Consider the following 11809-nt stretch of genomic DNA (forward strand, 5'->3'; position numbering starts at 1 on the left):
CTGGCTTCGCGATCAGCTCGTCCAAGCCGGACTCAGCGTAACGGATCTTGATACGTATCATACCGTACTGCCTGATTATGAGGATCACCATATCGCGGGTCTGCTCGCGGATGGTGGCATTCAGTTTGTTCCATTTACAAGCTCATCGACTGTAAAAAATACGCTTGAAATGCTCCAGAGGCATGGTGTGGAGGATCCGGTGGAGGCGCTCAATCGTACCTCGATATTCTGCATTGGAGAGATGACGGCGAAGACCGCTAAAGAAGCGGGACTTAAGGTCTCTGCAGTAAGCGAGGTATCGACGATGGACGATCTTATGGATACGATGCTTCATTGGCTGAAGGCTTCTCAAGCGGCATCTGAGCTTAGTCCCTCTAACTTGAACTAATTACGTCCCATCATTTCATAGGATTTATGTCGTTAAATATAACGTGAAAGGACGCTCTGCTGATCTCTGGATGCAGTGGTCCATGACATGAATGCTTCAATCATCCATTGACAGCATCGCTGCTGTTGATCATATAGCTGTAACCAACCATTTACCATACTTAGAAGCCGAGCTTGGCTTTACTTACAAGACCAAGGAGGAACATGACGATGGCATTTCCAACAACACGATTGCGCAGATTGCGCAGAACAGCAGGCATTCGCAGCATGGTGCGTGAGACGAGCTTAAGCGTTAATGATCTCATTATGCCGATATTCGTTACACATGGAACGGATGTACTGAATCCCATATCTTCGATGCCAGGCGTGTATCATTATTCGCTCGACAAACTGGACGAAGAGATTGATAAGATCGTAGCTCTAGGCATTCCGGCGATTATGCTTTTTGGTGTACCGGAACACAAAGATGCTACCGGCAGCTCCGGATATGATCACAACGGTATCGTTCAGCAGGCGACAAGACAAGTGAAAGCCCGTCATCCAGAGCTGGTCGTCATTGCGGATACATGCCTGTGCCAATTTACGGATCACGGGCACTGTGGTGTTGTACATGTTCATGAGGTCAATGGAAGACAGGTTGGGGATGTTGATAACGATGAATCCCTTAAGTACCTGGCTCAAACGGCTGTATCCCAAGCCGAGGCAGGAGCGGACATGATTGCACCTTCCAATATGATGGATGGCTTTGTGCATGCGATTCGTCAAGGACTCGATGAAGCAGGCTACAGTCATATTCCGATCATGTCCTATTCCGTGAAATATGCCTCTGCATTCTACGGTCCATTCCGTGATGCGGCTCATTCCGCACCTCAATTTGGTGACCGCAAGGCGTATCAGATGGACCCTGCCAATATTCGAGAAGCGCTTCGCGAAGCGGAAGCGGATGTAGTTGAAGGTGCTGACATGTTGATGGTGAAGCCGGCGCTTGCTTACATGGATGTGCTTCGCACACTGAGAGACCAATTTGATTTGCCGCTTGTAGCTTACAATGTCAGCGGTGAATATTCCATGGTTAAGGCTGCCGCAGCTCAAGGCTGGATTAACGAGCGGGAAATTGTAACAGAGATGCTGCTTGGCATGAAGAGAGCAGGGGCGGATCTAATTATTACTTACTTTGCAAAAGATATGGCACATTGGCTAAAAGGCTAAGCTGCTGGAACAAGGGATGTAAATAAAAGCAGGTCGGTTCATGGAGCAATGGTTGCTCATATAGGCACCGACCTGTTCATTCATTCGAATTATAAAATATAAGGACTCTCGTATAGCTTGGCTAGGTCGATCGAATAATGATCAGACGCAATGGAAAGGATACTTTCCGATTGTAATTCATGAAGGACCTCATCCAATATGTGCAGCTTAACGCCAGCAAGGCCAGCGGTTGCTTCTCTACTGAAGGCAGAGCGGACGATCAGCTTGTCCTCTAAGCGTTCTCCGTGGAGCTTGGCATTTCGGATCATGTTCTTTATGATGCGAGCGGACGGCTCAAGAAAGGTTAGATCGTAGACGTGTGTATTCGTTGCTCTTAGCCGGCTGCACAGCTGTATCATCACCTTTTGGGCAATATCATAGTGAGCGCGCAGCAGCAGATGAAAGCTTTCATTTGTGATCGTGATCAGCACCGTATCTTCCAGGGTTTCAACAGTGGCAGACCTAGGCTTGCCATCGATGAGCGAGAGCTCGCCAAAGCTGTCTCCAGGATGGAATACAGCAAGAATCTTCTGATGCCCTTCTTCATTGGAAGTATATACTTTTACGGAGCCTTTCATGACGATGCAGAAGGCGCTCCCAGGGTCGCCGCGTTCAAACAGGACGGTATTGGGTTCAAACTCAAGCTGTGACGTAATGGATGTGACAATATCCATCTGTTCATCGGAAAGTTCGGAAAACAAAGGCACACGTTTGAGCAATTGGATCATGATCTCTTCCCTCATTTTTAATGATGATGTCATAATAGTTTTTCTCAATAGTTTATCATAACCTAAACAGCAAAATATAGATAGGAGTGTACATGTCGTATGGTAAATAGCAAAGTACGGCGCGATGAGCGCTCTAAAGCAGCATTTGAGGAAGCAAAGCGTTATATGCCTGGAGGAGTGAACAGCCCTGTTCGAGCCTTCAAATCGGTAGGGCTTACCCCTGTATATATGGAACGCGGGGCAGGTTCTCGTGTATTCGATATTGATGGCAATGAGTTTATTGACTATGTTGCTTCATGGGGACCGCTTATTCTAGGACATGCCCGTCCTGAGGTTATTCAAGCGATTCAAGAGACGGCTGCAAAAGGAACAAGCTTCGGTGCACCGACAGAGCTTGAGACGGCAATGGCTCGTCTTGTGTGCGAACGCGTTCCTTCCGTAGACATCGTACGTATGGTAAACTCCGGCACAGAAGCCACGATGAGTGTGATTCGACTGGCACGCGGCGTTACGAAGCGCAACAAGATCGTGAAGTTTGAAGGCTCCTATCACGGCCATGCGGACAGCCTGTTGATTAAGGCCGGCTCAGGTGTTGCAACACTTGGCCTGCCGGACAGTCCTGGGGTTCCTGAGAGCATTGCCAGCAATACAATTACGGTTCCTTATAATGATTTGGACTCTGCGCGTCTTGCTTTTGAAAAGTTCGGTGAAGAGATTGCATGTGTTATTGTTGAGCCTGTGGCTGGCAACATGGGAGTTGTTCCGCCTGTTCCAGGATTCTTGGAGGGCTTGCGCGACTTAACGACGACATATGGCAGTCTGCTCATCTTTGATGAAGTGATGACGGGCTTCCGCGTACACTACAATTGTGCGCAGGGACGCTTTGGGGTAACCCCTGACCTCACATGCTTCGGTAAAGTGATCGGCGGCGGGCTTCCTGTCGGTGCATACGGCGGGAAAAAGGAAATCATGGAGCAGATCGCTCCAAGCGGCCCAATCTATCAAGCAGGCACATTGAGCGGCAATCCGCTTGCTATGGTGGCAGGCTTTACGACGCTGTCTCTCCTTACGCCTGAGGTATACGAGAACTTGGAAGCGAAGTCAGCGAAGCTTCAAGCGGGCATTGAGGATAATGCCAAGCGTCTTGGCATTCCAGCGGTGGTTAACCGAGTGGGCTCTATGGTATGTCCGTTCTTTACGGATCAAGCCGTAACCAATTACGATACGGCTAAGAGCTCTAATTTGGAGCATTTCAAGTCATACTTCGGCAGTATGCTCAATCAAGGCGTAAGTGTGGCGCCTTCGCAGTTTGAAGGGATGTTCGTATCGAATGCCCACACCGATGAAGATATTGAGTTAACCATTGCCGCGAATTATGAAGCCTTGAAGCAGCTGTAAGCCTGTTATCGGCTTCTAGCCTGAGCTGGCTAGAGAGGAACGTGACCATGCAAGCAAGACATTGGAGCAGAAGAGGGGATTGGCTGGAGCTTACGCCTGGCCGCTCTGTGCTCAAAGATGAAGAACAATTAGAACAATGGCTGAGGCACACCTTGCGTGTGCCTCTTCATATGATAAGAGCCTGGAAGCATGAGAAGAGTCTCATTATCGCAGGCGACCGCCTTCGCCTTCCTGTGTTTCATCGAGAGGAAGTTGATGCAGCTCCTGCGGATCAGCCTGCCGTCATTCTATATGAAGATGACAGCTGCCTAGTCGCATACAAGGAGGCAGGGAGGCCTGTCCATCCCGCCAATGAAGTGCAGGAAGAGGCGAGAACAGCACTTTCCCATGCTGTCGCCTGCCATTATGCATGGACAGGGCAAGAGGTACGCATCAGGCATATCCACCGCTTGGATGCGGATACGACTGGGCCTGTGCTCTATGCGAAGACGGCGCTCTCTCATGCGATCTTAGATGAAGCTATGAGAGAAAAACAAATTCATCGAACCTATCAAGCGGTCGTTCAGGGAGAAGTCAAGCCCAAGTCAGGGACAATCAATGCTCCGATTGGCAAGGATCGCCATAAGCGCAATCGCCGCATTGTTACACCTAATGGGGATCATGCGGTTACCCATTATGAGACGTTGAAGACCTCGAATGAGCTGTCCCTCGTTCAGCTTGAACTTGAGACAGGGCGCACCCATCAAATTCGCGTACACATGGCGAACCTTGGATATCCGTTGGCTGGGGACACGCTGTATGGAGGAAGCCGAACGCTTTTTCATCGTCAAGCTCTTCATGGCGTCGCTCTTTCATTTCCTCACCCTTTTAGCGGAGAAGAAGTGGTGGTCTTTGCTCCTATGCCAGACGATATGAACCTGTTGATTCAAAAAATATAGTCATGCTCCCTCTAAGTCGCCCATATGATGAGAGTAAGGTACTGTGTCTGACCCATGGTGCAACCGATACTTCAATCGTACGAGCGTACGTAGATCAAGTGGCATCTGGCAGATGGCATGATGAACTGCGGGAGGAGGAGCAGTCTGTGTATGATGAATCCTATGGTTTAAGATTTGATATTTATGAACGCGTACATTTATCGGATGATCTGGTCGGCATTGATCAACTGGAGGAGGTAGAGCTTACCCCTCACATTCAGGTCATTCCTTCTGGAGATCAAGTGACTGTCCGAGGGAGTCTGCTGCTTGCAGGGGTATACATTGGTGCAACGCAACAGAGAAAAAGCGAATCGCTTGAGCACTGGATTCCTGTTGAGATTACACTGCCCTTGAATCGTGTTCGAAGTTTAGAGGACATATGTGTGGATATTGAGCACTTCGATGTCGATCTCTTATCGACTCGCTCACTCAATATTACGGGAGTATTGTCTCTCAAGGGAATTACTGTAGAGCAGCCTGCTGTTCAGGCTTGGGAACCGGAGCAAATTACGGTAACCCACGAATCGGCTCCAGAATCTGAGGAGCCGACTTGGCTTCGCGACTATGACCAAGGAGAACGTCCATACTTAGCCCAGGAGGTTGTTCCTGCGTCTCTTGCAAGTCTGTCTCAACAAGAGGCTCCTGAGGCACAGATTTCGAACGTAAACCAAGAGTCTCTGAATCGCACACAACCGGATGCAAGCTATATTCCACAGGTTAGTGAGCAGTATGCAGCCAATCTCTATCAGCAATTCAGCAATCCGTCTTCGGCGCCAAACGAGGCGCTTGCCTTTGCTGAGCGAGTAGAAAGCGGCTATCAACAACCTGCACAGGCGAGTCCTCAGGTGCAGGCTGAAGAAGAGTCTCAGGCTCAAGGAGCTCAAGAGTTGTCTTACGAATATGCGTCGCGAATTGAACAGCAGCCTGAACAACCTGCAATTGAAACGGCGACATATGAGCAGGAAGTGACTCCGCAGGAACTGACGCAGGCAGCCTCTGCTCAAGATGAGCAGGAGCGATTGTTCGCAGTGAATGCGGAAGCTTCCCCATACGATACGGAGGCTGCACAACCGTTATGGGGCGACTTGCTGGCGAAGAAGGCACAGACACATCCTGAAGCGGAGCCTGCTCCGAAGCCGCAAGCAGAATTCCTTGTATCCAGTGAAGATAGCAAGGCGCCAGCGGCTAATCTGACATGGTCGGATACGCCTTGGTCGAAGGCAAGCGTATCATCAGGTGTTCAAGCGGCAGCCGATGATGCGGCTGAAGCAGAATTCAGGAATGAGGCTCAGCAAGAAGAGACCGAAGCTTCTGCTATTGCAGAGGAGACCATCGAAGAAATTCAGCGTGAGGCTGAGGAGATTCTGGCGCAAGAGGAACAAGAACGGGAGCGGGATGCAGAAGTTGCTCTTGAAGCAGAGGATGAACCTGCGCCAATCGTTCAGGAAAAGAAAGAAATGAAGGTCGCAATCGGAAGCGCGAAGCCAGCCAATCCTTCGACAGCTGAACAAATTGGATACAGCAGTATCCTCTCGTCCAGCATGCAGACGAAGGAGAAGGAGCGTGCAGCCGAGCAGCGTATAAACGAAGCAGAGGCGCAAGCAGAGGCACAAGCTTATGAAGAAGTGCACTGGCAGAGCCTGTTCTTGAATCGAGTGCAGGATGACCGCGGCTTCAAGAAGGTGCGAATGTGCATTGTGCAGCGTGATGAGACGTTGGACACCATTGCAGGACGCTACGAGATGCATCCTCGCGAGATCGCTCTGTATAATCGTCTTGAAGAGGACTCCATTACGCAGGGACAGGTGCTTTATATTCCTTCGTGAGGATAATAGCGATGATGTTTTCGTTCTTGCTCGTGTGTCAAGCTGTTGTGAGGAGTAACATTTTGATAATCCCTATCAAGGTTTGATCTTATTAACACTGACAGCTATACATCTTGTTATAAACGAACAAACCCCCGCCACGGTAAATCGAGGCGGGGGTATTTGTTTTGAAAAAGGCAGTTTTCTATTCTTGTCATTAGGAAAACGAATCGCTTATTTGCATACCTTATTCACGGATTATGATCTTCGTTGTGCAACGCCTGGTACCGAACCTATCAAAAGACATCAAACAAAATGCCCAGATACAAAAGAAACAGCACAAACAGCAGTAATACATCAAACCCAGTCGGGAATAATAAGGTTCGAATAAACTGAAGGCAAATCAATGGGAAGATTACGCTTTTTACAGCATATCTGGCACGAAGCCACCAGCGCTCCATGAGTTCACGCTCCTTTTTATGCTCCTAAACTCCTCTTTTTATGAAGGTATTTATACAAGCCTGTAAATAGTACAGGTTATAAAAAACGATTTTTTTGGAGATGACTGGCATAAGCGTGAAAATGCACGATCTTCTATTGACTTTGCCTTGTGTGCAAATGTACAATATGGTGTAAATGTTCAGTCTATAAAGACATCGATCAGGAAGAGTAAGCATATTACCCCTTACAGAGAGCAGTGCAACTGGTGGAATGCCTGCAGGAACGTGAATGCTGAAGTCGCCTGGGAGTCGCCCTGTTGAAGATGATATTGTGATCTTTCGGATCAGTAAACGTTAGAGTAAACAGGGACGGTAGCAGCCGTTATGTGCGAATGAAGCGCTGCAGCATGGATGCACTCGCAAGTGTGTAGAAGCAACCATGACTAGGCTCGATCCAATCGAGCGCTGCAGAATGAAGGTGGTACCACGGAAGCAAGCCTTTCGTCCTTTGCGGCGAAAGGTTTTTTTGTGCGCGGAGATAACCCTGCAAGGAGTACAGCGGACTGCGTACATTTCGCCCGATAGCACGGTATGACTTTCGTCATCACCCTAAGATACACTACTTAATCCACGACATGGAGGGACTTATCATGGCTGACAATCAAGAACAGCTGTCGATGCCGACGACCTATGATCCGAAGGCAGCCGAGCAGAAATGGTATGACTATTGGATGAAAGGCGGCTATTTCCAAGCAGGACGCAATAAAGATGCGGAGCCGTTTACGATCGTGATCCCGCCTCCGAACGTAACGGGCATGCTCCACATTGGTCATGCACTGGACTTTACGCTTCAGGATATTATTATTCGCGCGAAGCGTATGCAGGGCTATGATGCACTCTGGCTGCCAGGCACAGACCACGCGGGTATTGCTACGCAATCCCGGGTAGAAGCAACCCTTCGTGAAGAAGGCATCTCACGCTACGACCTTGGACGTGAGAAGTTCCTGGAGAAGGTGTGGGATTGGAAGGATACCTATGCGAATCGCATTCGTTCGCAGTGGGAGAAGATGGGCTTGTCCTTGGATTACTCCCGCGAGCGTTTCACATTGGATGAAGGCTTGTCGAGCGCTGTTCGCGAAGTATTCGTGAAGCTTTATGAAAAGGGTCTTATTTACCGCGGAAAATATATTATCAACTGGGACCCGGCTGCGCGCACGGCGCTTTCGGATATTGAAGTAGAATACAAAGAAGTTCAAGGCGCGCTTTATCACTTGAAATATCCGTTGACGGATGGCTCTGGCTCCATTACGGTTGCGACGACGCGCCCGGAAACGATGCTTGGCGATACAGCGGTTGCCGTTCATCCTAAGGATGAGCGCTACCAGCACATGATCGGCAAGACCCTTCTGCTTCCAATCGTGAATCGAGAGATCCCTATTATCGCTGATGAATATGTAGATAAAGAGTTTGGTTCCGGCGCAGTTAAGATTACCCCTGCCCATGACCCGAATGACTTTGAAGTTGGTCTGCGCCATGAACTGCCTCAAATTCTTGTCATGGACGAAAGCGGCAAGATGAATGATCAAGCGGGACCGTACAAAGGCTTGGACCGTTTTGAAGCACGCAAAAAGGTTGTTGCAGATCTAAAAGAACAAGGTGTGCTGACTCATATCGAAGAGCATGTGCATCAGGTTGGACATAGTGAGCGCAGCGGTGCTGTCGTTGAGCCTTACTTGTCTACCCAATGGTTCGTAAAGATGAAGCCGCTCGCGGAGCGCGCAATTGAAGCGCAGAAGTCTGGCAAAGGTGTAAACTTCGTGCCGGAACGATTTGAGAAGATTTATTTGAACTGGATTGAAAATGTACGCGACTGGGTTATCTCAAGACAATTGTGGTGGGGACACCGCATTCCGGCATGGCACTGCCAAGATTGTGGACACATTAACGTAGCAAGTGAAGACGTTACGGCATGTAATTCCTGCGGAAGCCACAACTTACAGCAGGATAACGACGTATTAGATACGTGGTTCAGTTCCGGACTATGGCCGTTCTCTACGCTTGGCTGGCCGGATACGGACAGCGAGGACTTCAAGCGCTACTATCCTACCAATGTGCTTGTAACAGGATATGACATCATCTATTTCTGGGCTGCTCGCATGATCTTTACGGCGCTTGAGTTTACAGATCAAATTCCGTTCAAGGATATTCTGCTGCATGGTCTGGTGCGTGATGCGGACGGAAAGAAAATGTCAAAATCGCTTGGCAACGGGGTAGACCCATTGGAAGTTATCGATCAATATGGTGCAGATGCCCTTCGTTATATGATCTCGACATCCAGCACGCCTGGTCAAGACCTTCGCTTCCGTTGGGAGAAGGTTGAGCAAGCGCGCAACTTTGCAAATAAGATCTGGAATGCTTCCCGCTTTGCACTTATGAATCTGCAGGGCTTCACACACGCGGATATCGATATTACAGGCGAGCTTGGAACAGCGGACCGCTGGATTCTCCACCGCCTGAATGAGACGACGCGCGATGTGACGCGCATGCTGGATGCGTATGAGTTTGGCGAGACAGGTCGTCTTCTTTACAACTTCATCTGGGATGATCTTTGTGATTGGTACATTGAGTTTGCGAAGCTCAGCCTGTATGGCCAAGATGAAGTGCAGAAGAAGCAAACACAGTCCGTGCTTGCTTATGTGCTCGATCGTACCATGCGCTTGATTCATCCGTTCATGCCGTACATCTCTGAAGAGATCTGGCAGCATCTTCCGCATGAAGGAGATACCGTTACATTAGCGGCATGGCCTACTTATGATGAGAAGCTGGAAGCAGCAGGTGCGGTAGCCGAAATGAACTTATTGATGGATACGATCCGCTCTGTACGCAATATTCGCGCAGAGGTAAATGTGCCGATGAGCAAAAAGGTTGAGCTTATGGTGAAGCCTGCGGATGAGAATACCTACAACAACTTGAATCGCAACATTGAATTCATTGAACGCTTCTGCGGAACGTCGAAGCTTGATATCAGCTTGGCAATCGAAGCACCGAGCAAAGCGATGAGTGCGATGGTGACGGGGGCAGAGCTATACTTGCCGCTATCAGGGCTAATTGACATCGAGCAGGAGATTGCACGCTTGAATAAAGAGCTGGAGCATTTGAACAAGGAAGTCGAGCGAGTAGAGAAGAAGCTTGCTAACGAAGGCTTCATGGCGAAGGCTCCGGAAAAGGTTGTTGCTGAGGAACGTGCGAAAATGAATGACTACAGCGACAAGCGCGATAAAGTTAAAGCGAGAATTCAAGAGCTGCAAGAGGTATAATAGGATGGAAAGAGCGAATGCCTTACTTTGGTAAGGCTCGTTCTTTCCTTCATGCATTTATAAGCCTTATTCCTATATGTTCATACATGTTGGGCCTAAGGCGATCACTTCGCACAAAAGGATGATGATCATGGTAGCAGCGAATGGAACAGGTACATATGTCCCTTTCACAGAGGTGGAGCAAGCAATCGATTGGATTAATTCACTCATTCCATTCGGTATTCGTCCAGGTCTAGAGCGAATCCAGCTCATGATGGAACGCGTAGGCAACCCTGAACGCCGTCTCAAATTCATTCATGTAGCGGGAACAAACGGCAAAGGGTCGACATGTGCGATGCTGACCAGCGTGCTGTTGGCAGCTGGCTATGATGTAGGAACCTTTACCTCGCCTTACATTGAGCGCTTTACGAATCGATTCAAGTTCAACAATGAAGACATTCCGGATGAGACGCTGGTTCAGATCGCCAATCAGCTTCGCCCATTGGTGGAAGAGATTGCGAAGACAGAGCTTGGTTCTCCAACGATGTTTGAAGTGTCAACGGCTGTAGCGTTTGTGTACTATGGAACGGTTGCCTATCCGGATGTTGTGGTGCTTGAGACTGGGCTTGGCGGCCGTCTTGACGTGACGAATATCGTGACACCGATTGTATCGGTTATTACGAATATAGGCCACGATCATATGGATGTCTTGGGCGATACGATCGAGAAGATTGCCTATGAAAAGGCTGGTATCATAAAAGCTGGCGTTCCAGTTGTGACAACGGTGGAACAGCCGGAGGCGCTTGAAGTCATTCGCCAGAAGGCGAGCGAGATGAAAGCAACACTGTATGCGATGAATGAGCAATTCAGCTACAAGACGCTTTCGTTGCAAGAGAATCAACAGGCGTTCTCATTCGATGGGCCATTTCGCCAGCTTGAACAGATCAGCATAACGCTGAACGGAGCCCATCAATTAAAGAATGCTGCTCTCTCGCTGATGACGCTTGAGGTGCTGCGTCAATATATGGCCTTCATCATCGATGATGACGTGCTTCTTAAAGGATTCCGCTGTGCTGCGTGGCCGGGCAGACTCGAAATGATTCTTGAGCAGCCGAGACTTCTCATTGATGGAGCGCATAATCCAGAAGGCGCTGAGACGCTTGCTCAGGCGCTTCGCGATACGTATCGATATGAACGCTGCCATATTATGATGGGAATGCTTTCAACCAAGCATCATCATGATACACTGCGTCATATACTGCCATTAGCGGATACGGTTATCTTTACAGAGCCCAACTTCCGCAAGAAGATGGATGCGGAGCAGCTTGTAAAGATTGCCGAGGACGTGCTGTCTTCAGCATCGAAGCGTCCAGAGATTATGGTCGAGCCGGATTGGCATGCAGCGCTGGAGAAGCTGACGGCGCTAACAGGTCCTGATGACTTGGCTGTAGTGACAGGAACCTTGTACTTAATTTCGGATGTGCGTTCGCATATCTTATATCATACTGAATCTGAAAAGGGCTGGTGAGT

General features: G+C 49.0%; 9 protein-coding genes and 1 other annotated feature. Of the genes, 7 read left to right on the forward strand and 2 right to left on the reverse strand.

From position 1 onward, the window contains the following. Together I2H74_RS24860 and hemB are read left to right on the forward strand one after the other, a co-directional pair. Positions 1 to 388: uroporphyrinogen-III synthase (locus tag I2H74_RS24860; RefSeq protein ID WP_229106928.1), on the forward strand; the 388-nt coding region annotated here is incomplete at its 5' end. A gap of 209 nt (positions 389 to 597) precedes the next feature. Further along, positions 598 to 1596 (forward strand): porphobilinogen synthase, encoded by a 999-nt coding sequence (gene hemB / locus I2H74_RS21730; RefSeq protein ID WP_195576347.1) that lies wholly within the window; start codon positions 598 to 600, stop codon positions 1594 to 1596. Positions 1597 to 1685: 89 nt separating this feature from the next. Here the strand turns inward: hemB and I2H74_RS21735 are convergent, their stop codons facing one another. Next, entirely contained in the window at positions 1686 to 2363 is a 678-nt protein-coding gene (locus I2H74_RS21735; protein ID WP_195576348.1) for a Crp/Fnr family transcriptional regulator, read from the reverse strand. A gap of 99 nt (positions 2364 to 2462) precedes the next feature. Here I2H74_RS21735 and hemL point away from each other — a divergent pair, with 99 nt between their 5' ends. The 3 genes from hemL to I2H74_RS25215 all read left to right on the forward strand — a co-directional run bounded on the left by hemL (position 2463) and on the right by I2H74_RS25215 (position 6564). Further along, the gene (hemL, locus tag I2H74_RS21740; RefSeq protein ID WP_195576349.1) at positions 2463 to 3761 is read left to right on the forward strand and encodes a glutamate-1-semialdehyde 2,1-aminomutase; all 1299 of its coding nucleotides are present in this window, start codon (positions 2463 to 2465) and stop codon (positions 3759 to 3761) included. Positions 3762 to 3808: 47 nt separating this feature from the next. After that, complete coding sequence (locus I2H74_RS21745; RefSeq protein ID WP_195576350.1) at positions 3809 to 4699, forward strand: RluA family pseudouridine synthase; 891 nt, start codon at positions 3809 to 3811, stop codon at positions 4697 to 4699. A 146-nt stretch (positions 4700 to 4845) separates the two neighbouring features. Then, the gene (locus I2H74_RS25215; RefSeq protein ID WP_324254132.1) at positions 4846 to 6564 is read left to right on the forward strand and encodes a LysM peptidoglycan-binding domain-containing protein; all 1719 of its coding nucleotides are present in this window, start codon (positions 4846 to 4848) and stop codon (positions 6562 to 6564) included. 275 nt (positions 6565 to 6839) lie between these two features. Here the strand turns inward: I2H74_RS25215 and I2H74_RS21755 are convergent, their stop codons facing one another. Beyond that, the gene (locus I2H74_RS21755; RefSeq protein ID WP_195576352.1) at positions 6840 to 7004 is read right to left on the reverse strand and encodes a hypothetical protein; all 165 of its coding nucleotides are present in this window, start codon (positions 7002 to 7004) and stop codon (positions 6840 to 6842) included. 186 nt (positions 7005 to 7190) lie between these two features. Then, positions 7191 to 7495, forward strand: a binding site (T-box leader). A gap of 138 nt (positions 7496 to 7633) precedes the next feature. On the opposite strand from I2H74_RS21755, the gene I2H74_RS21760 reads away from it, so the two are divergent. Continuing rightward, positions 7634 to 10300 (forward strand): valine--tRNA ligase, encoded by a 2667-nt coding sequence (locus I2H74_RS21760; RefSeq protein WP_195576353.1) that lies wholly within the window; start codon positions 7634 to 7636, stop codon positions 10298 to 10300. A gap of 130 nt (positions 10301 to 10430) precedes the next feature. Further along, complete coding sequence (locus I2H74_RS21765; protein ID WP_195576354.1) at positions 10431 to 11807, forward strand: bifunctional folylpolyglutamate synthase/dihydrofolate synthase; 1377 nt, start codon at positions 10431 to 10433, stop codon at positions 11805 to 11807. Positions 11808 to 11809: the final 2 nt, after the last annotated feature.

It is taken from the genome of Paenibacillus sp. 1001270B_150601_E10 (genome assembly GCF_015558675.1).
Lineage (GTDB): Bacteria > Bacillota > Bacilli > Paenibacillales > Paenibacillaceae > Paenibacillus_B.

What these genes read in the sequence shown, in the direction of transcription:
- hemB (WP_195576347.1), top strand. Translation starts at nt 598, where the DNA reads ATGGCATTTCCAACAACACGATTGCGCAGATTGCGCAGAACAGCAGGC.
- I2H74_RS21735 (WP_195576348.1), bottom strand. Translation starts at nt 2,363, where the DNA reads ATGATCCAATTGCTCAAACGTGTGCCTTTGTTTTCCGAACTTTCCGAT.
- hemL (WP_195576349.1), top strand. Translation starts at nt 2,463, where the DNA reads ATGGTAAATAGCAAAGTACGGCGCGATGAGCGCTCTAAAGCAGCATTT.
- I2H74_RS21745 (WP_195576350.1), top strand. Translation starts at nt 3,809, where the DNA reads ATGCAAGCAAGACATTGGAGCAGAAGAGGGGATTGGCTGGAGCTTACG.
- I2H74_RS21755 (WP_195576352.1), bottom strand. Translation starts at nt 7,004, where the DNA reads ATGGAGCGCTGGTGGCTTCGTGCCAGATATGCTGTAAAAAGCGTAATC.
- I2H74_RS21760 (WP_195576353.1), top strand. Translation starts at nt 7,634, where the DNA reads ATGGCTGACAATCAAGAACAGCTGTCGATGCCGACGACCTATGATCCG.
- I2H74_RS21765 (WP_195576354.1), top strand. Translation starts at nt 10,431, where the DNA reads ATGGTAGCAGCGAATGGAACAGGTACATATGTCCCTTTCACAGAGGTG.